General features: G+C 58.7%; 15 protein-coding genes and 2 tRNA genes. 7 read left to right on the plus strand and 10 right to left on the minus strand.

Annotated features, from left to right (window positions below; genetic code table 11):
- Positions 1-269 precede the first annotated feature (269 nt).
- The gene (locus ACUXHH_RS03255) at positions 270-1,415 is read right to left on the minus strand and encodes an ADP-ribosylglycohydrolase family protein (protein WP_279740310.1); all 1,146 of its coding nucleotides are present in this window, start codon (positions 1,413-1,415) and stop codon (positions 270-272) included.
- A gap of 207 nt (positions 1,416-1,622) precedes the next feature.
- Between ACUXHH_RS03255 and ACUXHH_RS03260 the strand changes: the two genes are divergently transcribed.
- The 3 genes from ACUXHH_RS03260 to ACUXHH_RS03270 all read left to right on the plus strand — a co-directional run bounded on the left by ACUXHH_RS03260 (position 1,623) and on the right by ACUXHH_RS03270 (position 7,758).
- Positions 1,623-2,828 (plus strand): exonuclease SbcCD subunit D, encoded by a 1,206-nt coding sequence (locus ACUXHH_RS03260; RefSeq protein ID WP_458390814.1) that lies wholly within the window; start codon positions 1,623-1,625, stop codon positions 2,826-2,828.
- Positions 2,825-6,106, plus strand: a complete 3,282-nt coding sequence (locus ACUXHH_RS03265) for an AAA family ATPase (RefSeq protein ID WP_458390815.1) — start codon at positions 2,825-2,827, stop codon at positions 6,104-6,106. The genes ACUXHH_RS03260 and ACUXHH_RS03265 overlap by 4 nt, the downstream gene beginning before the upstream one ends.
- A 62-nt stretch (positions 6,107-6,168) precedes the next feature.
- Positions 6,169-7,758, plus strand: coding sequence for an MFS transporter (locus ACUXHH_RS03270; RefSeq protein WP_458390816.1), 1,590 nt, complete (start codon positions 6,169-6,171; stop codon positions 7,756-7,758).
- Between the two features lie 138 nt (positions 7,759-7,896).
- On the opposite strand, the gene ACUXHH_RS03275 is transcribed toward ACUXHH_RS03270, so the two are convergent.
- The 8 genes from ACUXHH_RS03275 to bcp all read right to left on the minus strand — a co-directional run bounded on the left by ACUXHH_RS03275 (position 7,897) and on the right by bcp (position 17,308).
- Positions 7,897-8,544 carry an MBL fold metallo-hydrolase gene (locus ACUXHH_RS03275; RefSeq protein ID WP_279754204.1) on the minus strand — a complete coding sequence of 216 codons (648 nt, stop codon included), beginning with the start codon at positions 8,542-8,544 and terminating at the stop codon, positions 7,897-7,899.
- Between the two features lie 9 nt (positions 8,545-8,553).
- Entirely contained in the window at positions 8,554-9,645 is a 1,092-nt protein-coding gene (locus ACUXHH_RS03280; protein WP_279740301.1) for an S-(hydroxymethyl)mycothiol dehydrogenase, read from the minus strand.
- A gap of 189 nt (positions 9,646-9,834) precedes the next feature.
- The gene (locus tag ACUXHH_RS03285; protein WP_279740299.1) at positions 9,835-10,899 is read right to left on the minus strand and encodes an alpha/beta hydrolase; all 1,065 of its coding nucleotides are present in this window, start codon (positions 10,897-10,899) and stop codon (positions 9,835-9,837) included.
- A 141-nt stretch (positions 10,900-11,040) separates the two neighbouring features.
- On the minus strand, positions 11,041-12,324 hold the full coding sequence (locus ACUXHH_RS03290; protein WP_279740298.1) for a YihY/virulence factor BrkB family protein: 1,284 nt from the start codon (positions 12,322-12,324) through the stop codon (positions 11,041-11,043).
- Positions 12,325-12,574: 250 nt separating this feature from the next.
- Positions 12,575-14,056, minus strand: coding sequence for a malate:quinone oxidoreductase (locus tag ACUXHH_RS03295; protein ID WP_279754202.1), 1,482 nt, complete (start codon positions 14,054-14,056; stop codon positions 12,575-12,577).
- Between the two features lie 209 nt (positions 14,057-14,265).
- Positions 14,266-16,413 carry an ABC transporter substrate-binding protein gene (locus tag ACUXHH_RS03300; RefSeq protein WP_458390817.1) on the minus strand — a complete coding sequence of 716 codons (2,148 nt, stop codon included), beginning with the start codon at positions 16,411-16,413 and terminating at the stop codon, positions 14,266-14,268.
- Between the two features lie 152 nt (positions 16,414-16,565).
- Positions 16,566-16,647: transfer RNA gene (locus ACUXHH_RS03305), tRNA-Leu, on the minus strand.
- A gap of 184 nt (positions 16,648-16,831) precedes the next feature.
- Positions 16,832-17,308, minus strand: coding sequence for a thioredoxin-dependent thiol peroxidase (bcp, locus tag ACUXHH_RS03310; protein WP_314077695.1), 477 nt, complete (start codon positions 17,306-17,308; stop codon positions 16,832-16,834).
- 180 nt (positions 17,309-17,488) lie between these two features.
- Between bcp and ACUXHH_RS03315 the strand changes: the two genes are divergently transcribed.
- Positions 17,489-17,561, plus strand: a tRNA-Lys gene (locus tag ACUXHH_RS03315).
- 438 nt (positions 17,562-17,999) lie between these two features.
- Here ACUXHH_RS03315 and ACUXHH_RS03320 read toward each other — a convergent pair.
- Positions 18,000-18,539: a hypothetical protein gene (locus tag ACUXHH_RS03320; protein ID WP_279740292.1), complete on the minus strand. Its 540-nt coding sequence runs from the start codon at positions 18,537-18,539 to the stop codon at positions 18,000-18,002.
- Between the two features lie 463 nt (positions 18,540-19,002).
- Between ACUXHH_RS03320 and ACUXHH_RS03325 the strand changes: the two genes are divergently transcribed.
- The 3 genes from ACUXHH_RS03325 to ilvC all read left to right on the plus strand — a co-directional run bounded on the left by ACUXHH_RS03325 (position 19,003) and on the right by ilvC (position 22,620).
- A complete protein-coding gene (locus tag ACUXHH_RS03325) occupies positions 19,003-20,805 on the plus strand; it encodes an acetolactate synthase large subunit (protein WP_279790103.1) in 1,803 nt (600 codons plus the stop codon).
- Positions 20,805-21,305: an acetolactate synthase small subunit gene (gene ilvN / locus ACUXHH_RS03330; protein WP_279740290.1), complete on the plus strand. Its 501-nt coding sequence runs from the start codon at positions 20,805-20,807 to the stop codon at positions 21,303-21,305. Before ACUXHH_RS03325 ends, ilvN begins: the two co-directional genes overlap by 1 nt.
- Before the next feature lie 286 nt (positions 21,306-21,591).
- Positions 21,592-22,620 carry a ketol-acid reductoisomerase gene (gene ilvC / locus ACUXHH_RS03335; protein ID WP_005508646.1) on the plus strand — a complete coding sequence of 343 codons (1,029 nt, stop codon included), beginning with the start codon at positions 21,592-21,594 and terminating at the stop codon, positions 22,618-22,620.
- Positions 22,621-22,679 lie beyond the last annotated feature (59 nt).

Consider the following 22,679-nt stretch of genomic DNA (forward strand, 5'->3'; position numbering starts at 1 on the left):
TTCGAGGACGGAGCCCCCGCTATGCATGCCCGCTATGCCGTCTAGGTTCAGGTTCGCTAGTTCTAACACATACAGAAAGGGCTCTCCGATATACCGGAGAGCCCTTTCTATGTCTACATTAGGTCGCGAAGGATATTCGTGCGGGTAGGGTTCGTAAGACAGCTTGCGGACAATGCTCGCGGAGGAGTGCCCCCTCTGCGGCGCTGAGCGCCTTGAGGACGGAGCCCCCGCGCTGCGCATGTCCGCTACGCCGTTGAGGTTTAGCGCCGCTACAGTCCCAGCTGGTGCAGATAGCGTTCTGCCACCGCCTCCACCTGATCCAAACCACGCACACGACCCAGCGCCTCCGACCAAGCATCAGCCTCATCGCCCCCCACCGGGAAACCAGCCGCCGCCCACAACGCCGCCGTCATCGCACCCACCGAATCAGAATCGGAATCCACCGACACCGCACGGCACAACCCGTCAAACAGGGCACCACGCACCGTCGCATCGTCAGCATCAGCTGGTAGACTCTTCGCGGCATCCGCCGAGCACCAGAACGCCACCCCCAACAGCTCAGGCGCTGTCCACCCCGTACCAAAATACTCCGCCACAGCCTCCGGAACCGGTACCGTACCGCCCTCCAGCAGCTCGATGGCACGACTCAACGCCGCCGCCGTACGCGAAGCATCACCCGGAATCGAATCATCCGCCGCCACTGAACCACACCACGAAACCACACGGCGCGCCGCCTCCAATAACGCACCAAATGTGCCAGACGGAGACGCCAACAGGTCACGAACCAGCAACGCATACGCCGCCGCCGAAGCCAACGCCTCCGGATGCCCATGTGTCAATGCTGCCGCACGCACCGCCAACAAAACCACCGTACGCTCCTGCGCTACCGGCAACACACCCAACGCCGCCGAACGTACCAATGCGCCACTACCCAAAGCATCAGGATTCAACGACTTTGATACCAACTGCATCTCACCCGAACCCAACGCCCGCAACGTCGCCGCACCCGGACCACGATGAGCCGTCAGCTCCGACGAACCATCGATTTCACGATCCAACGAAAACGGTGCAGACTCCGGCAGAGCCCCACCAATACCGCGGAACCACCGCAAATATGCCAACCACAGACACGCTAACTCATCCGCCGCCGCACCCTCATTATTCCACTCCAAAACCTCTGTCAAAGCGTCCAGAGTGAAACAGGTCAGCTGTGTATCATCACTGACCAGTAACTCACCAAACGCCGAATCCCACGGCTTAGGGTCGTGCTCCGCAACCTGCTCCGCCGACAACAACTCCAACGGGTACCCCAACGCATCACCCAACGCAGACGCATACAACAAACCACGCACTCTGCCCCCAAATTTAGCCGAAACCTCAGGTGCATGTGTGAACTCAACAGAAGAAAAACTCATAGGGTGATTATCCCACGGGTAGCTAGGATGCACTGGGGGATGTATCGGGCGGTTTCGTGCTTACGCTCGCGGGGGAGTGTCCCCTCTGCGGCGCGGGATGTCTTGCGGACGGAGCCCCCGCTCCGCATGAGCACCTACGCCGTGGATTGAGTACCAGCGCCGTTGTGGGGCTCTGACCCCTGAATGACGAACTGTGAGGCGCAAAACATGATGCAGTGCGATACTGAAACCATGAAGATTCTGCACACCTCCGACTGGCACCTCGGCCGCACCTTCCACCGCAGCCCCCTTACCCGCGAACACCAGCAGTTCATCGACGAACTGCTCAACTACGTGCACGCCGCAGGCGTTGATACTCTCCTCATCAGCGGCGATGTCTATGACAGCACTATCCCCACCGCCGAAAGCACCACTCTGCTCGACCAAGCACTCACCCGCCTCATGCGCGCCGGCGTGCAAGGCATCCTCAGCTCCGGCAACCACGACTCCTTCCGCCGGCTTAGCTACGGCGCCGCCTTCTTTGAAGCCTCCGGCGTGCACCTGCGCACCACCCTCGAAGACGCCACCCGCCCCGTCGAACTCACTGACGGCACCTTGCGCGTACACGTCTACGCCATCCCCTACCTCGCGCCGCGCCTCCATGCCACCGCCCTCGGCGTAGACCCCACCCATCACGCCGTCCTCGGTGCCGTCACCGACGCCATCCGCACCGACGCCGCAGAACGTCACGCCCGCGGTGAAGGCGCCGACCGCATCATCGTCATGAGCCACGCAACCGTCAGCGACACCACCGGCAGCGCAGACACCACACCCCGCAGTGACTCCGAACGTGACATCAGCGTCGGTGGCATCGACTGGGTACCCGCCTCCCTCTTCGACGGCTTCGACTACGTAGCCCTCGGCCACATCCATAAGCGCTACCCCGTCACCCATACCATCCGCTACAGCGGCTCCCCGCTCGGCTTCTCATTCAGCGAAGAACACAACCGCAACGGCGCCTACCTCATCGAACTCAACCCCGGTGAAGAACCCACAATCAGCAGTCACGAATGGGCAACCCGCGTACACATGAAAACCCTGCGCGGCACCATGGAACAGCTACTCAATAGCCCAGAACACACCGACTACGAGCAGGGCTACTACTGCCGCATCGAACTCACCGACGACACCCTACCCGTCGGTGCCGTCGACCGCCTACGCAGCCGCTACGAAACTATCTCCCACTTCAGCTACCGCAGCACACAACCCGCCGCCGACAAACCCGCCGCCGCACCACCCACCCGCGACGACAACCCCGTGGACGTCTTCGACCAATTCCACCAATACGTACGCAACCGCTCCCTCACCAACGAAGAACGCGACGTCATCACCACCCTCAACGACCACATCACAAGCCACAAGGACAACGCATGATCCTGCACAGCCTCGAATTCGAAGCCTTCATGGCATACCCCAATCGCCAAGAAATCAACTTCGACACCCTCAACAACGCCGGTGTATTCCTACTCAATGGCCCCACCGGTGCCGGTAAAACCACCATCCTCGACGCCATCTGCTACGCCCTCTACGGCGAAACCAGCAGCGACCGTGAATCCGCCAAGCTGCACTCCACCTACGCGGCACACAGCGGCGCCAAACCGCGCGTGCTACTCGACGTCACCCTCCACGGCAAGCGCCTGCGCATCGACCGCACCCCCGCCTACAACAAGCCCATCACCCGAGGCGCCCGCAAAGGCCAGATGCGTGAAGAAAGCGCCAAAGCAACCCTTGCCGAACTCGCACCCGGCGCCGACCCCGCTGACGAAAAAGCCTGGACCCCCATCTCTAGCAGCGTCGCCGAAGTCAACCGCACCATCGCCGAACGCACCCACCTGACCAAAGAACAATTTCTCAAAGTTGTGCTCCTCCCGCAGGGTCAGTTCGCGCAATTCCTCAAGTCCAAGCCCAAAGAACGCAAAGAACTGCTCAAAAAGATGTTCCCCGTCGAACACTACGAGCAGCTCTTCGCCGAGCTCACGGAAGAAGCGAAAACCGCCCAGCAGGAAGTCGCCCAGGACGAAAATACCCAGCGCGGCTACCTTGAACGTGCGCGTGTAGAAATGCTTGCCCTGCAGGCGCTACTGGATGCTGCGGATCCGGACGCTGAAGATGCTGCAGAGGAGGGTGCCGCTACCGAAGGCTCAGCGGAGGTGGAGACTACCGAACAGCTCACCGCTGAGAACATCACCGCCGAAACCCTCGACGCATGGGTCGCCGGCGGGGTAGAACGCGCCCGAGAAACCTCCGCGCGCGAAAAGCAGGAACAGCAGCGCCTCACCGACGAAGCCGACCGGAACACCCGCCTGCTCGTCGAACGCGCCCAGCTACGGGCCGACTGGCGTGAATACGAGCAGCTCTGCGAGCGCCGCATCCGCCTGACCGAACGCGCTGACGAGTACAAGGCGCAGCGTGAAGAGCTGGCGCAGGCACGTGCCGCCGCACCCCTGTACACACAGTACGCGCAGGTCCATGCCGAATCTCAGGCGCTCGCCGCCCGCCAGCAGGAGCAGACAACCTGTGCTGCCGTGCTGGAGGAGAACGGCAACGCCCTGCTTGCGGCACTGCGCGACCATGACATTTCGCCGGAGATAAACTTCCCCGAGGAGACGATCTTCGCTGCACTCCCTTCCCTTGAGCCCGCCGAACAGGAACCCAAGCTCGAGGCGCTCCTCGACACCCTGCGCGCCCTGCAGCAGAAGGACGCGCAGCTTACCGAGGAGGAAGCCGCCGCAGCCGCCCTGCTGAAGCAAGCTAACTCCCTCGAACAGGACAAGTCGCGTGCCGAAAAGACACTGAGTGACCTCACCGCCCAAGCCGGGCAGCTCGCCGAAGAACTCGCGGGATACAGCACCGCCGACCAGGAACACACCCTCGCTGCGCACCTGGTCACCGAGACGCAGCAAAAGCATGACGCCGCTCAGCAGATGCAGCAAAAGCTGGATGCCGCCTCTGCCGCGGTCGCCGCGGCCCAGAAACAGATCAACCGCACCGCCGCCGCTGAGCAGAAGGCACTGGAAAAGTGGCAGGCTTCGGCTCAGCAGGCGCTCGCCGTGACGGAGGAGTTCAAGAACCTGCAGGTGCTGCGCCTTGCCCAGGCATCCTCGCTGCTAGCGCGCGAGCTCAAGGACGGTGAACCCTGCGCGGTCTGCGGCTCGGTGGAGCACCCTGCCCCAGCGCAGATTGCCGAGGGCGAGCAGCTGGTTGAGCGCGCCGACCTGGATGCCGCCAAGGAACGTGAAGACAAGGCCCACAAGCAGGCGCGCACCCACGAACTGGCTAAGAACCGGGCGAGCAGGACACACCAGGAAGCCTCCGAGGCGCTTGCCGCCGCCCGCACCCAGTACGAGACCCTGGTTGCTCAGGGCGAGTGCGATATTGAGCAGACTGCCACCCAGCTGCAGCAGGCACAGACCCGCCTCGCGCAGGCTCAGTCACGTGTGACCGCGCGTGACGGCGTGCTGGTGAGGGTAGAGCGGGTGCGGGCCGAGCAGCAGAAGGCTCAGGAGGCGCTACGCACCATCGAGGGTGCGGCGGTTGAGGCTCAGACTCGTCACCGTGACGCTGTGGCGCGCTGTGAGGCAGCTGCGGTTGAGTTGCTGCCTGCTCGTGCGGCGGTGGGTTTTGCGCAGCGTGTTGAGGCTGTGGAAAGCTACCGTGCGGTGCATCAGCGTCTTGCTCGTGCGGTGTTGCTGTTGGGCCAGGACCGTGAGCGTCATGCTTTGACTGCGGCGCAGGCTGAGCGTCTGCTGGCTGAGTCTTCGTTTGAGAGCGCTGAGCTGGTGCAGGCAGCGGTGCGTACTCCCGAGCGTGTTGATGCGCTGGAGCAGGCTGTTGCCACGTATGAGTTGGAGCATGCCCGCCTCCTTGAGGGCTTTGGTCGAGAGGCGATTGTTGCGGTGGTGGCGCGTGTTGCCGCTGGTGAGCAGGCTCCGGATGATCTGCAGGGTGTGCGTGAGCAGGTTCAGCAGTTGCGTGCGGCGGCGCACCGTTTGACTCTTCGTGAGGGTGAACGGGAGAGCGTGATGCGTTCTTTGCAGGTGCTTCGTGGCGAGTATGCGGCGTTCCGTGCGCAAACGGCGCAGCGTTATGACCGTGCGCAGATGCTGGCTAATCTGGCGGCGGCTGCCCGCGGTGACACTCTGGGTGGTTATGAGCATCAGGTTGACCTGGTCAGCTATGTGCTGGGTGCTGAGTTTGAGCGTATTCTGCAGTCGGCGTCGCTGCATCTGGATCGTATGAGTGAGGGCCGCTACGGTATGGCGTTTAGTGATCACCGTGCGAAGGGTAGCCGTTCCGGTGGCGGCCTGAACCTTGAGATTACTGACACTTGGACGGGTGAGCCGCGTGAGGCGTCCTCGCTGTCCGGTGGTGAGTCGTTCTTGGCGTCGCTGTCGTTGGCATTGGGGTTGGCTGAGGTTGTTCAAGCAAATAATGGCGGTATCGAGTTGGATACCCTCTTCATTGATGAGGGTTTTGGAACGCTGGATGCTGAAACCTTGGACCTGGTGATGGGCACGATCGAGTCCCTGCGTGATAGTGGACGCACTATTGGCCTGATTTCGCATGTGGAGGAGATGAAGAACCGTATTCCCGCCCAGATTGTGGTTGAAAAGGGTCAGAGCGGCTCGTCGGTGAGGGTAAACTCCTATTAGGCATAAATTCGCTTCCGGGTTGCTGTTGTAGCATGTCCGGCGGTTCATTCGTGAAAGAGATGATGACCTCGACATCTCAGGGTAGGGACCCGAGCTCAACGTATCGTGTGGAACCTTCGGCTGATGCGCGCGCTAAGGCATCTGCGCCGGAGGTTCCTCCGCGCACCATGAAGGTGACACCCGCCTCCGATTTGCCGGATAAGTTGCGTGCTTCGGGTACGGGTATTCCTACGGTTCCGGGTACGTCCCTGACGGATGTGGTGCGCAGTAACGACCACGTATTGCAGGAGTTGCCGCCGCGACCGGTGGCGGCTACGGATGAGGTTAATACGAACGCCTCGTTGCCGGATATTTTGCGTCAGCATTGGGCGTTGTTCCTGCGTGACGGTAAGGAGCAGCGTTACCATCTGCGCGGTGTGCTCCGTGATGAGGGTTTTCCCCGTAATGTGTTGACGATTCTGTTGCACATTCCGGCGGCTTCTTCGGCGTTTGCGCTGTATATTCTGTTGGCGAGCCACCTGGGTAGTGTGCATGATGGAGGCTATGCTGTGGCGGCGTTTGCTAGTGCGTATTCGGTCCAGGTTATGCTCGGCCCGATGCTGGTGCGTGCCCTGGGTTTGAGGGCGTTGCTGGCGATTACGTCGGTGCTGAATATTGCTGCGGTGCTGAATATGTTGGTCATTGGTTGGCGTTTGACGGTTGACCCGAATAACGTGAGTACGATGTACACTGCGCTCTCTTGCGTGGCGATGGGTTTTACGACTCCGCCGTGGACGCCGTTTGCGTTGGAGTCGCTGTACCGCCGCAACTATAAGTACACTGATGTTCGCTTGTCGACAGCTGCTTCTTGGGGTACGACGGCGACCCTGTCGATGCACCCGCTGGCTGCTCTGTTGGTGTGGCTGGGCGATGCATATATCACCCCGAATCATGAGTATGCGGGCTTCTGGATCACTATGATTCTGGATGCGCTGCTGTTCACTGTGGTTCTGGCTGCGCCGAGGTGGATGCCGGATATTTCGCGTATTCGCATGTCTTCGCCAAAGAACCTGGTCCGCCCGAATAAGCAGACGGTGGTGCTGATCCTGGGTCTGGTGCTGCTGGGCGCGAATATGGGTGCGGTCGGTTCGGGTCTGCTGGGCTTCTCACTGATTCATGGTTCGATGAACCTGTTTATGGCGATGGTTGCGACCGGTACCGGCGCGATGGCGCTCGTGTCTTTGCCCGTGGCTTTGGGCGCCCGTTCGATGAACCCGTGGCATGGTTGGTTGGTGAGCGGCGTTCTGCTGATTATGGGTGCCCTGTATCTGCCGGCGAGTGATGATACGTCCACGATTTTCTATGCTTTGGTGTTCTGCGGTGTGGCGCTGGGTGTGGCTTTTGCCGGTCAGGAGCTGTCGTTGAACCGTTCGATCAAGCATATTTCGGATGCTCAGGCGAGCTTCTTTACCCGTTCGATGCTGGGCATTGGTATGGCGTTGGGTAGCATGTGGGGCGGCTATATGGGTGATGCTCCGTATTACCGTAATGCGTTTATGGTTCCGGTGATTATTGCGACTCTGTATTTTGCCTTGGGCCATTTGTTTGGCTATTTGTGGCGTAAGGAGCGTGAGGAGCAGCTGGCTCCTTGGGATCAGTTGGAACGCAATTAGAGCATGTTGTAAAGGCGGATGCCCCGCCACCTTCTGCAGGTGGTGGGGCATCCGCCTTGTGCGTACTGTACTCGGTTTGTGGTGAGGAGCCTCAGCATGAGAGTCTCCGCGCGAGAACCTCAGCGTGAGGCTACCGGTTTAGTGACCGCGCTTGATCCATGCCGGAAGCTCGGGTGCCTCCAGCCCGATGCCGGTGCTGTCGCCGTGGCCGGTGAGGACCGCAGTGGACTCGGGCAGGGTCAGCAGACGGGTCGAAATCGACTCGATGATGGTGTCGAAGTCGCTGTAGGAGCGTCCGGTTGCGCCGGGGCCGCCGTTGAAGAGGGTGTCGCCGGAGAAGACGACGCCTTCGCTGTTCTCCCAGCCGAGGGTGGGGGCGTAGAAGCACACGGAGCCGGGGGAGTGGCCGGGGGTGGTGAGGACCTTCAGCTCGGTATCGCCGATGCGTACTACATCGCCGTCGGCCAGTTCGTGGTCGAAGTCCCAGGAGGGATACACCATTTCCCAGAGCACACGGTCCGCGGGGTTTAGGTAGACGGGTGCGCCGAAGCGTTCTGCCGCTTCCTTTGCGCTGCGGATGTGGTCGTCGTGGGCGTGGGTCAGCAGAATCTTCTCTACGGTGCGGCCTGCGACGGTACGGGAAATCTTGTCGACGTCGTGGGCGGGGTCAATGATGATCACCGAGGAGTCATTGCCGATAATCCAGACGTTGTTGTCGACGTCCCAGCAGCCGCCGTCTAGCGAGAAGGTACCGGAGGTGACGACTCGTTCAATACGTTCGCTCACACTACGCTCCTAGAGTTCCACGACCGAGCGCAGCACGCGGCCGGTCTTCATGGTTTCGAATGCTTCGTTGACGTCTTCGAGGCGGATACGCTCGGAGACGAAGCCGTCCAGGTCGAGGCGGCCGAGCAGGTACTGGTCCACGAATTCGGGGAAGTCGCGGGAGGGCAGAGTGTCGCCGTACCATGCGCTCTTGATGGAGCCGCCGCGGCCGAAGATCTCATCCAGAGGGATGTCCCAGGTGGTGCCGGGGGCGGGCACACCGACGAGGACGACGCGGCCAGCGAGGTCGCGTGCTTCGAATGCCTGCTTAAAGGTGGGGGCGATGCCGACAGCGTCAATGACGAGGTCTGCACCGAAGCCGCCGGTGAGTTCCTTGACAGCCTCGACGGGATCGACCTTGGAGGAGTTCACGGTGTGGGTTGCGCCGTGCTTGCGTGCGCGTGCCAGCTTATCTTCGTCGATGTCGACGGCGATGATGGTGGTTGCGCCGCCGAGCTGTGCGCCTGCGATTGCTGCGGTGCCGACGCCGCCGCAGCCGATGACTGCGACGGACTCGCCGCGCTTGAGTTCACCGGTGTTCAGCACAGCGCCCAGACCTGCGGTGACGCCGCAGCCGAGCAGACCGATTGCTGCGTACTGTTCAGGGCTGATGTCAGCGGTGATCTTGGTGCACTGACCTGCTGCGACGAGGGTCTTTTCCGCGAAGGAGCCGATACCCAGTGCGGGGGTGAGCTCGGTACCGTCCTCGAGGGTCATCTTCTGGGTTGCGTTGTGGGTTGCGAAGCAGTACTGCGGCTGACCCTTGCGGCATGCGCGGCATTCACCGCAGACTGCACGCCAGTTGAGGATGACCAGGTCGCCGGGGGCGATGTCGGTGACGTCATCGCCGACAGCCTCGACGATACCTGCAGATTCGTGGCCGAGCAGGTAGGGGAAGTCCTGGCCGACGCCGCCGGTGACGTAGTGGTGATCGGTCTGGCAGACACCACAGGTGAGGACCTTGACGAGTGCTTCGCCCTTGCCCGGGTCAGGTACGTTGATAGTGGTGACGGTGACGGGTGCGTCCTGGGAGAGGGCTACAACAGCCTTAACCTTGTGCATGGTGCTCCTTTGCTGAGGTGCGGTTGAAGCCCAACCGCAGATAAAGGTTTTTTGATACGTTCCCATTCTACGAGCATTGGCGTACCTGGTGCACGATAAAGCTGATAGTGAAGCCCCCATGCGAATTTGACGTTTTATGACGTTGTTGGATACTCCGCCCGGAGCCCGGACACCGTAGCCTGCGGCTGCTTACTCTGCCGTTTCTACCTCTGCCGCCTCCACCTCAGCAGCAAAGGCGAGCGCACCGCGTCGGAACGCACCCGAGGTCAGTGCGTTCACGTGGTCCCGGCCGGGTAGGGGAATAAAACGGTTGAGCGGGTCATCCTCGCGCACCATATCGTAGAGTTCCGCACCGTCGGCGGCGATGGTATCCGCGTCACCGAGTACGACCGCAACGGGTACACGCGGATGTGCGCCGGGGTGGCCCGCCGGCAAGTCCGGGGATCCAGCACGCAGGGCGGGCACGTCGAAGAATGGGCCGAAGGGAATCCGAACGAACTTCAGCAGCGCGTCGGGCTGAATGGGGGACCCGTCAATAATCGAGGTGAAGGAGGCGATCGCCTCATCAGTGGAGTCTGCCGCCGGGGTTTCACTATCCGCCGTGACGCTGGTACCCTCGTGCGCTTCGAGCATGGCGCGCAGGGTGATGAGGTGGTCGTGCAGAGGCAGACCGCCCAGAGTGAGTGATGCGACCGCTTCCGGGTGGGTGAGGGCGAGTTCCCAGCCGACGCGGGCACCGAAGGAGAAACCGATAACGTGTGCGCGGGGCTCCAGTTCAACGCCGAGGTCGTTCTCGGTGGCGACTGTTTGCAGCAACTGGGCGAGCAGGTTGGTGAACAGGTGCATGGGGGGCAGCGGCTGACCTGCAGCATCGACAGAAAGCACCGAATTGAACGGAATTGTGTGGCTGCGCACGCCCGTGTGGTTGGGGAGCTTGCAGTCGATGGCCTGCATGGACTCGGGGTCTTTGAGGTATTCGTCTGAGTGGTAGGGCAGGCCAACGATCAGTACGGGGTATCCGGCGCGCAGATATTGGCGGATCCAGCTGGTGCCGCCGTAGAGCTGTTCGCCGCGGGTGGCGAAGCCGTGAATCATGAGGGTGGGGATACGGCTTTTAAGCTGCTGCGGCTGGTAGAGGGTGTACTCGAGGTCGGGGAGAACAATGGCGGGCGCGGCGGCATTGGGTGCATCAACATTGGAGGCAGAGGCGTTGGGTACAGCAAAGGGCGCGGGAGAGAAATCTGCACTGGTCATATGTCTATCTTAGTGACCAGCGCAGGGTTTCTGTCCCACGCCCTTGAAAGATTGAGGTGATATGCGCTTAGCTGAGCTGCCGCTTAGTTCTTCTGTGCCGCACCGGTGGACTTATCGGTGCCCGAGGTCGAAGAGCGCCTGCTACTGAGAGTCAGTCTTCGCCTTATATTCGGTAGCTTCCGCCGTGGTGTCTGCCTCCGCATGCTTGGGCTGCTTCTTACCGCCGGCAAAGAACGTGCGAATCTTGGTGGTGCTGGTGCCCACTGCCTTCTTCACGCGAGCCACAATGGAGGGGCCCTTCGGCTTGGGGAGCATGCCCTGGCCTGCCGCCTGCTGTTGCAGTTCGTGTCCGGCGTACATGAGGCGTTCGCGCTGTTCTTCCAGCGTACGGGACGCGGAGGTGCTGCGCGGCTGAACCTTCAGGCGCCCCTGATCGTCTTCACCGGCGAGGACCTGACGCATGAGCATGATTTCTGCGTCCAAGTGCGCTCCAAAGAGGAGCATATTGTTCATAATCCAGATGAACAGTAGCATCACAATCACACCACCGATGAGGCCGTAGGTGGCGTTGTACTTGCTGAAGTTATTGGTGTAGAGGGTGAAGCCGAAACCGCCCAGGCTCATACCGAAGAGCGCCAGCGCCGCACCGGGGGAGAGCTTCCACTGGTTGAAGTGGCGTACGTTCGGGGTGGCGGCGTAGAGCAGAGTGATCAGGGCGATTGCCATGAACAGGATGAGCACCCAGCGGCCGTTGAGCCAGATGAGCTTGATGAGCTCCATATTGACGGTTTCGGGTAGGTACTGACCAATCAAATCGAGGACGGTTACGCCCAGCAGTATCATGAGGATCATGAGTACCACGAGGATGATAAGCACGGTGGTGACGAAGACATTCAGCGGCTTGAGAATCCAGCCGGGGCGGCCTTCACGTACGTTGTAGACCGTGTTGAGAGCTCGGCCGAATGAGCCGGTGTACCCGGAGGCTGACCAGAGCGCACTGAGGATACCGGTCAACAGCACCAGGCCTGCGCCTTGGTCGCCGGTAAGCTGTTTGATGGGGTCTTCCATAATGGCGTACATCTGGGCGGGCGCGTTGTCCTTGAGGAATGCGAGGATGACTGCGGCGCTTTCCTCACCGTGACCGAATACGCCCAGGAGGGAGACAATCGCCAGCAGGGCAGGGAAGATGGACAGCACGGTGAAGTAAGTGAGCGCTGCCGCCATGTCGCTTGCGCCGTTTGCACCGAATGTGAAGATAGCACGGCGCAGGATGTAGAGGACGCTGCCCTTAGGGAAGTCACGCAGTTTCACGCTTGCGTACTTGGGGGCTGCGGGCTTCTTCTTACGGGAGAAGAGTCCGCGTCGAGCTCCGGCGGATACCTTGGTTGAGGAGGTATCAGTGGAAGAGCCAGTGTGTGCAGACAATAGGGCTCCTTGAATGAGTGGGGTGTACACAGTGGTGCGCCTAGTAGCTTCAGCGTGTGGGGCGCACAGAAGGGACGAGGAGAACAATGAGCTGTCCTTCCCGCCCCTACGGTGACATTATAGGTTTTTCTGACCCTCCCGTATATTTCGGGGAATGCAGATAGTTGGCCTGTGAGTCAGATAGAGAGGGTTATCGCCCCGAAAAAACTCCAAAAAGACTCGTCAGGTGCTGTTTGCGACTAGCTGAAAACTAGTTGTGAATACCCAGAACTTTAGCGGTGTGAGCCATCAGCTCATCAGCCAGGTCAGGGTTATCGTTGAGCTTCACACCGTAACCGGGGATGAGCTCCTTCAGGTGGGGCTCCCAACCAGCAATCTTGGAGGGGAAGCACTTCGCCAGCAGGTTCAGCATAATCGAAGCCACAGTAGAAGCACCGGGGGAAGCGCCCAGCAAAGCCGCAATGGAGCCGTCCGCTGCAGAAACAACCTCGGTACCGAACTGCAGGATGCCGCCCTTCTTCGGGTCCTTCTTCATAATCTGGACGCGCTGACCCGCCTCGATGAGCTCCCACTCGTCGCCGATAGCCTCGGGGTAGTACTGGTGCAGGGTCTCCAGGCGAGCGTTCTTGTTCTGCAACAGCTCGGTGAGCAGGTACTTGACCAAGGAGACGTTATCCAGACCTGCACGGGTCATGGGGTACAGGTTGTGCAGGCGTAGGGACTTCGGCAGATCCAGTACGGAACCCTGCTTCAAGAAGTTCGTCTTGAAACCGGCGTAGGGTCCGAAGAGCAGGGCACGCTTGCCGTCCACGTAGCGGGTGTCCAGGTGAGGCACAGACATGGGAGGTGCACCCACCGAAGCCTGACCGTACACCTTAGCGTTGTGCTGGTTTGCGGTCGCCTCGTGGGTGTTGCGCAGGAATAGGCCGGAAACGGGGAAGCCGCCGTAGCCCTTACCCTCTTCAATGCCGGACTTCTGCAACAGGTTCAGGGCGCCACCACCGGCTCCGAGGAAGACAAACTTTGCGTTGATGCTCAGGGGCTCATTCTTGTTGATGCGGTTAATCGCTTCAACCTGCCAGGAGCCGTTCGATTCACGGTTCAGGTTGGTGACCTGATATCCATAGCGAACCTCAACACCCTTGGTCTGCAGGTAAGCGACCAGCTGCTCGGTGAGGAAACCGAAGTTCACGTCAGTACCCTCGGGGGACCAGGTTGCTGCCATCGGCTCGTTCTCCTTACGACCCTTGACAGTCAGCGGAGCCCACTCAGCAATCTTCTCGCGGTCGGTGGAGAACTGCATACGCTCAAAGAGTTTCTCCTTGCGGAAAGAGTCGTAGCGTGCTGCGAGGTACTTGGAGTGGTCCTCACCGAAGACCAGGGACATATGGGGGACCGGGTTGATGAAGCTGGTGTCTGTCAGGATATTCTTCTCCACCAGGGATGCCCAGAACTGACGAGAAATCTGGAACTGTTCGTTAATGTTTAGCGCCTTGGCAGCGGAGACAGTACCGTCAGGACCAGCGGGAGCGTAGTTGAGCTCGCACAGTGCCGAGTGGCCGGTACCTGCGTTATTCCAGGGGTTGGAGGATTCCTGAGCAACCTTGTCGAGGCGTTCGAGCAGGATAATATTCCAGGTCGGTTCGAGTTCCTTGAGGAACACACCGAGGGTGGCGCTCATGATGCCGCCGCCGACCAGGACGACGTCGGTTCGTTCAGTACGTGCTACCACTGAATTCTCCCTTAGGGTGAGGGTGCCCGTCCTTGGGCACAATGACTGTGGGGTACATCATCTAGCCTACTCCTTTTAGCGGGGGAGGCATAGCTAGAATCAGCAAATAACAGGAGGGTGTTACAGTTCACACACTAGTTTCTTTGGGGGCATAGACCCTTCAAGGCATGCCAAACACGCGCACAATGCAACACTCAAACCTGAACTGTCTACAACTTACGCAGTTTTCCAAACAGCTCAATCGCATTCTGCTCCGTCTGATAACCCTGAACCTCACGGCTCACAGCCACTTTAGACGTCACATTCAACAACGGAACAGCCGGCATAAACTGACCCAACTGAGACACAACCTTCGCATACAACTCACGCTGCGAATCCACCGAAACAGCAGAATCCGCAGTACGAATCGCCTCCATTACCTCAGTAAAACGAGGCGACGGCGCCACCGCTGCAGCAGTAGGCGACGGTGAAGGAGTCGCCGAAAGGCTCGGTGAAGCAGAAACCTCCTCCGGAGACAACGGATCCGGCGAATAACTCGGCTGCGGGCTCGGAGTCGCAGAAATCTGCACATTCGAATCCGCACCATGTGACGACGGAAAATCAGAATTCTTCTTTGTCAAACCTGTCGTCATATCCGTCGGCGCATTCGTAATCAACGAACGCACCTGATGCTCCGCAATCAACTGCGCCAACACCGGACCAAAGAACGCATACGGGTCACGGTACATGCCGTAGAAACCAGCCAACGTAATACCGCGCTCAGAAGAAACATCACGGCTCTTCTCCAAATACTCAGCCCACGGCAACGGCACCGGTTTAATATTCAGACCCACCTCAATCAGCGAACCCACCATCTCCGAATACACCTTCTGCGGAGTATCCATCCACGGCAGAGAAACATCGGCAGGGTAGTAGCACTCAATCATCTGATTCTCATAACCAGCAGCCGCTAACAGTGAGCGCGCCATATTCTGATTGCGGTCCGTGTAATCCTTCGCATCATTAGCCTTAATACGGAATGACGGCGAAATCAGCGTCTGCGCATCCGAGGTGCCCTGCGGATAATACTGATGTAACGCACCACGATCCACCGCATGCGAAATAGCGCGCCGCACCGAAATATTCTTCAACACCGGATGCGCTGTATTCAACCCCAAATACACCAGCGAGAACGGGTCACGACCAGGAGTCTGATAACCATCACGCGCCAACTGACCCAGATCAGAAGAATTCACTTGATCACACGCATCAATATGACCCTCCATCAGCGCAAAATAACGCTTATCCGACGAAGTGAGGCTCGAAATCTGAATCTCATCCAGCTCAGGTACCGGACCGTCAAAATGGGTGTTCTTCAGCAGGCGCACCATGCCAGCCTCGAATGACTCCACACGGAACGCACCCGTACCCACCGGGTTGCCCGTCAGCTTCTGATCAGCACCAAAAAGCGAAGGATCAATAATGCCGAATGCCTGCTGCGTCAAAATACGCGGGAACGCCAACGAAGGACGCGACAGGGTTACCACCACAGAGTTGCCCTTCGCTACCACCGACGAAACCAACGGCAAAAACGACTGCACCGCAGGCGACTGAGCGGCATTCGCCTTCTGTGCGCTCTTCTTATCATCCGGCAGTGCAGGCTCAGGAACCGATGGAGTAGCGTGCGGAGAATCAGCCGCGGAAGCACTTGGAGAAACAGACGCGCTAGCAGAAGCAGACGGAGTAGTCGCACCCGACGGAGACGCCTGAACAGGCGCAGGCTCCACTGCCGAAGAATCAATAGAACCTGGCTTTGGCACACCAAAACCCCATGCAAATAAAGGCTGAGCAGGCACCGCATGAGCAGAAGTATCCTGCCCCGTAGCTAACGCCTGCCATCTCTGGAAATTCTGCACTACAGCATCCGCAGTCAATGCAACGCCACTACTAAAATGCGCCTCACGCAGCACAAACGTATGCACCAAACGGTCATCAGAAACCGTCCACTCAGCACACAAAGAATCCTGAACCTCAGGATCGCCCGTGTAATGATTCGCCACCAATAACGTCTGCAAAACCTGCGCCGTCACCTGATACGTACTCGCCACAGGAAACAATGCCGGATCCAAACCCAATGGCGCCGCACCCTGTGCAAAACGGAACATACGACGAACATCAGCAGGCGACGCACTCGCCAATGAACTAGCAGACGAACCAGTAGAAGACTGACCAGAACACGCAGAAAGTGCTAAACCAGCACTAAAAAGTGCGCCAAAACGCAAAACGGCGCGTCGACTCAAGCCGCTCGAGCCGACAGTGGCTCGAAGCAGTGCGCCAGAATTGCCAACAGCTGATGATGCATAAGGCTGATGCTGCACGGGAGCGTCCTCTCTTCCGTCGCGGATGCTTACCTCTCAGGATAACGGTTCAACACCCAACCGGGCGAGACACACTCACCCCGGCAAGGCACATACAAGAAAACCCGCCGCCACGAAAACCGTGACGGCGGACCCAACGTAAAATGTGTTTGTGCGCGAGGGGGGACTTGAACCCCCACGCCATAAGGCACAGGAACCTAAATCCTGCGTGTCTGCCAATTTCACCACTCGCGCGTAGCGTCACCCCACATCCGAAGATGTATGCGTCTGAGGCAACAAAAAATTAGTGTACACCAGGAACCAAGGTTCTCCAAGCCGTAAAAGAAGCCCCCATAGGGAAAAGCCCGAAAATATGCCGAATAGCAGCCCCCTTAAGAAGCATCAGAATGGCGATATGCAAGCTCTAGGAAACATGCCCCTACTTCGGGTCAATACCCAAATCACGACGCAGCTTCGCCACATGACCTGTCGCACGCACATTGTACTGAGCCACAGAAACAATACCCCGCTCATCAATCACAAACGTCGAACGAATCAGACCCTCGTACACCCTGCCGTAATTCTTCTTCTCACCCCACGCGCCATACGCCTCGGCAACCGCATGATCAGCATCAGATAGCAGTGGGAACGTCAACGATTCCTTTTCCACAAAACGTGCAATAGCCGCCGGCGAATCCGGAGAAACACCCAACACTACGTAACCCAACGACTTCAACGATGCCAAATTATCGCGGAAATCGCACGCCTCCTTAGTACAACCCGGAGTCGACGCCTTCGGATAAAAATACAAAATCACCTTACTGCCCGCATAGTCACCTAGACTATGAGTAATACCAGCCGAATCAACCAACGAAAAAGCAGGCGCCGGAGCACCCGGCTCAAGACGATCACTCATAATAACTCCTCAAAACAACAGGGGAGGGGTGCGGACGCGCCCCACACAGTGTACACACTAGTGTCTCACACACCTCACTCAAACAATGTGTCCAGCCTCACTGTAAATCAACTTGCGTGAACCATGAAAACTCGCGTATAGTATTTTTCTGTTGCAAGGGAGACCTTGAAAAATAAATAAGCGCCTCTAGCTCAATTGGCAGAGCAATTGACTCTTAATCAATGGGTTCTGGGTTCGAGTCCCAGGGGGCGCACATCAAAGAAAATCCCGCTGATTCTTCGGAATCAGCGGGATTTTTGCGTTTCCCTTGAAATACAGTCTTCATGGCTTGAGGTGCATATTATCCTCTTTGCCCCTGCAGGGGACCTGTCCTCGCAGAGCTCGGACACCCTGATGTCGCGACAGAGGATATATGCACCTCCGCGTGTATCGGTATTTGAGGTACGCTCGGTCCCGCCGGGGTTGCGGCAGGTACGCGGTGGTTCACCATGTGCGCCCCGTGCCTAGCAAACTTGGGAGGGGGAGGGCTGTCGCGGTTTGGCGTGTTGCGTGGCGGTTGGGAGTTTTGCATGCGGGGCGGGGGAAGGCTGTCGTGGTTTAGCGTGCTGCCTGGCGGCTTGGCGTTTGGGTATAGGAAAGCCCGCCGCAAACCCAGAGGGGTGCGGTGGGCTTTCCATACGAAAAGTCTTGACTACAGGACCGGCCAAATCCGCGTCACAAACTCACGGAAATCCTCAACATCGCGACCCTGCTCCAAAAGTCCAGTGCCAAAGCGAGTCGAAAGCTCTGCATTATCCTCAAAAGACAAGAAGAATGAGCTACCATTCACCGACTCGATTGTCACCGCATCGTCACCCACACGATACGCATGCAGCGCATTCGTATTATCAATCGTCGTAGCAGTACCCGCAGGCGTCAACGCCGGCAAATTCACCGGAGCAATAATCACCTCATCAGGCGCATCCTGATACCCCACAATAAAATGCTCCTGATCAGGATGCTGATGCAACGCCAAATCAGGATTACGGTACACCGCGCGGCCAGATGCATACACCAAATTGTATGCACCGTAGTTAATAATCTGCTCGTCAAAAACCGGGTGCAGAACCCGAATGAGTTCCTCGCCCGTCAAAAACTCGCTACTCTCAATAGAGTTACGGGGGTCGATAACCTCTGCGTACTTACTTGCTTCGGTCAGCTCATCAGCGACCGTGATAATCGGTTCGGTCATAGAAATCAGTCTACCGGGGCAAAGGAAGAAGGTCACGAGTATTCGCACATATTACGCGCCATGACATCCAAAAAAGCGAGTTTTTCTCACCTGTTCAAAAACCTGCGCTAAAATCCACGTACACACGCAAAGTGTCCACATCATGAAAGAAGAAGGTTGACTTGGGGGTTTCCGTGCAGAAACCGCCACGATACCCCATAGAGATTTGACTCACCCCCGCCCAGGGCTTCATCATGGAAGGGTGAAGACAGCAATGCACCAGCGAATTATCAACCTTGTATTCGTCTCCTAGGGCGAGTGGCAGGGTCTATTCACTGCGACTGAGCGCCCCTACCGCTACCACCAACAGCGAGGGGCATTTTTTATAGCTTGGTACCCCCGGGCATAGGATGCGTGAGGACCACACAATCCTCCTGCAGAACATTGAATATAACGAAGAACCATTAAGACACGAGGCATTTCCATGACCATGGGATTTTCCACTTCTGATGACGCGGTAAACGCTCCCGCAGAACGCATGACCGGTTCTCAGGCAATCGTCCGCACCCTCGAAGATTTGGGTGTGACTGACGTATTCGGCCTGCCTGGTGGAGCTATTCTGCCGACCTATGACCCACTGTATGACTCTAAGAAGGTTCGCCACATCCTGGTCCGCCATGAGCAGGGTGCAGGCCACGCAGCTCAGGGCTACGCGGTGTCCAGCGGCAAGACCGGCGTGTGCATCGCAACCTCCGGCCCCGGTGCAACCAACCTGCTGACCGCAATCGCCGACGCAAACATGGACTCCATCCCGCTGGTCGCAATCACCGGCCAGGTGTCCACCGCGTTGCTTGGCTCCGACGCATTCCAGGAAGCTGACATTGTCGGCATGGCAATGCCCATCTCCAAGCATTCCTTCATGATTACCGACCCGCAAGACATCCCCCGTGCGCTCGCAGCAGCATTCCATATCGCATCTACCGGCCGCCCCGGCCCCGTGCTCGTGGACGTCACCAAGGATGCACAGGTTGGCATGATGGAATACCGCGGTATTCCTGAGGACCTCGAATTGCGCGGCTACACCCCCGTCACTCGCGGCCACTCCAAGCAGATCCACGAAGCCGCAAAGTACATTACCGAGTCCAAGCACCCCGTCTTCTACGTTGGCGGTGGCCTGGTCCGTGCAGGTGCTTCCGAAGAGTTCCACAAGCTGGCTAAGCTCATCGGTGCACCCGTCGTCACTACCCTGAACGCTATTGGCGTGTTCCCCGACTCGGACCCCCAGAATCTCGGTATGCCCGGTATGCACGGTACCGTCCCCGCCGTCGCAGCAATGCAGAAGTCTGACCTGCTGATTACCCTCGGTGCACGCTTCGATGACCGCGTTACCGGTAAGCTTGACTCCTTCGCTCCCGAGGCTAAGGTCATCCACATTGACGTTGACCCGGCAGAAATTTCGAAGATTCGCTTCGCGGATGTTCCGATTGTCGGCGACCTCAAGTATGTCCTGCCTGAGCTGACCGACCTGCTCTCCACCGAATTCGCAGACCAGCTGCCGAATCTCACCGAGTGGTGGAACGAGCTGAATGTTATCCGCAAGGATTACCCGCTCGGCTACGAGAAGCCCACCGACGGTCTCGGCTCGCCCGAATACGTCCTCGAGCGTATTAGCGCTCTGACCGGTCCTGACGCATACTACGTCACCGGCGTTGGTCAGCACCAGATGTGGGGTGCACACTACATTCAGCAGGAGAACCCCCGCCACTTCATTAGCTCCGCTGGTCTGGGCACCATGGGCTACGGCGTTCCTGCAGGTATGGGTGCTAAGGTTGCGCACCCCGAATCCACCGTGTGGATTATTGACGGTGACGGTTGCTTCCAGATGACCAACCAGGAACTGGTCACTTGCGCACATAACAACATTCCCGTGAAGGTTGCCATCATCAACAACTCCTCCCTCGGTATGGTGCGTCAGTGGCAGACTCTGTTCTACAACGAGCGCTATTCCAACACAGACCTGAAGGACGGTCACGGCACCGTACGTATCCCCGACTTCGTCAAGCTTGGTGAAGCATATGGCTGTGCAACCTTCCGTTGCGAGCGCGACGAGGATGTGGATGCCACCATTAAGGCTGCCCTGGAAATCAACGACCGCCCTGTCGTCATTGACTTCACTGTCAGCCCCCACGCCCTTGTCTGGCCCATGGTCCCGGCAGGCGTATCTAATGACAAGATTTGGATTGCGAAGAACACTTCGCCCGAGTTCGATCGTGAGGGAGAGAACTAATGGCTCTGCACACTCTGTCCGTTCTGGTAGAAGATAAGCCGGGCGTTCTCACCCGCGTCTCCGGTCTGTTCTCCCGCCGTCTGTTCAACATCCTCTCCCTGGCTGTGGGCCCCACCGAAAACCCCGGTGTTTCCCGTATCACCGTCGTGACCGAGGGTGACGCCCATACCATCGAGCAGATTACCAAGCAGCTGAACAAGCTCGTTCACGTGCTGAAGGTTGTCGAGCTTCCTGCCGAATCCTCCACCCAGCGCGGCCACATCCTGATTAAGGTTAAGGCGGATGCAGTGGCACGTCTGCAGATCGTCCAGGCGGCAGACCTGTTCCGTGCATCTGTGATTGACGTTTCCCCCGAGTCTGTTGTGATCGAGGCAACCGGTTCTGCGGAGAAGCTCAACGCACTGCTGGACGTTCTGGAACCCTATGGTGTTCGCGAAATTGTTCGCGCAGGCACCATCGCCCTGGCACGCGGCCCGCGCGCCATGAGCGAACGTATCTAGCACGAGTGCATCTAGTGCTCCCCACGCTACCCTTGTAGCAGTCCCGCCCGCACCACCGAAACACACCAGTTCACAGTGCGGGCGGGGGAGTGCCAGGTACTGAAAAGCTCGGTACAGAAAATCCGGCACCGAAAACCCCGGCCCCCCCCCGATAAAGCAGGGTACAAATACTTTCAGCCAAAATCTGAGAAGCACTCTCGTAAGCCTGCATCCCAAAAGCTATCAAGTAGAATAGTCAATGTTGAGCCCAGCCTGGGCCGCATACCAAACTTACTGAGGAGAAGAAATGGCAGCAACCATTTTCTACAACGACGACGCAGACCTCTCCCTGATTCAGGGTCGCACTGTAGCAGTTATCGGCTACGGCTCCCAGGGCCACGCACACGCACTGAACCTGCGTGACTCCGGCGTGAAGGTCATCGTCGGTCTGTCCGAGGGCTCCAAGTCCCGTGCCAAGGCTGAGGCAGAAGGCCTGCGAGTCGCAACCGTTGCAGAAGCAGCAGCAGAAGCAGACGTCATTATGATTCTGACCCCGGACCAGGTCCAGGCAAAGGTCTACGCAGAAAGCATCGAACCTCACCTGAAGCCCGGCAACGCACTGTTCTTCGCACACGGCTTCAATATCCGCTTCGGCTACATCACCGCACCTGAGGGTGTCGACGTGGCAATGGTTGCTCCCAAGGGTCCCGGCCACACCGTCCGCCGAGAATTTGAAGCAGGCCGCGGCGTTCCCGCCCTGGTCGCAGTTGAGAAGGATGCATCCGGCGAAGCACTCGCACTGGCGCTGTCTTACGCAAAGGGCCTCGGCGCAACCCGCGCAGGCGTCATCAAGACCACCTTCACCGAAGAGACCGAGTCCGACCTGTTCGGCGAGCAGGCAGTCCTCTGCGGCTCCACCTCTCAGCTTGTCCAGTACGGCTTCGAGGTCCTCACCGAAGCTGGCTACCAGCCCGAAATCGCATACTTCGAGGTTCTGCACGAGCTCAAGCTCATCGTTGACCTGATGATTGAGGGTGGCATCGCTAAGCAGCGTTGGTCCATCTCCGACACCGCAGAGTACGGCGACTACGTCTCCGGCCCCCGCGTGATTTCCCCCGAGGTCAAGGAAAACATGAAGGCTGTCCTGGCAGACATCCAGAATGGCAACTTTGCAAAGCGCTTCATGGAAGACCAGGCTGCAGGCGCACCCGAGTTCAAGGAACTGCGCGCAAAGGGCGAGGCACACCCCATCGAGGCAACCGGCCGCAAGCTGCGCGAGCTGTTCTCCTGGAACTCCGTTGACGACGACTACACCGAAGGTTCCGTCGCTCGCTAAACGGTAGCTCAGCAATAGCTTTCTAAGAATCCGGCGTTTCACCTCTCGCCCCACATAGA

The sequence above is a fragment of the Rothia sp. 110740021-2 genome, from assembly GCF_054263775.1.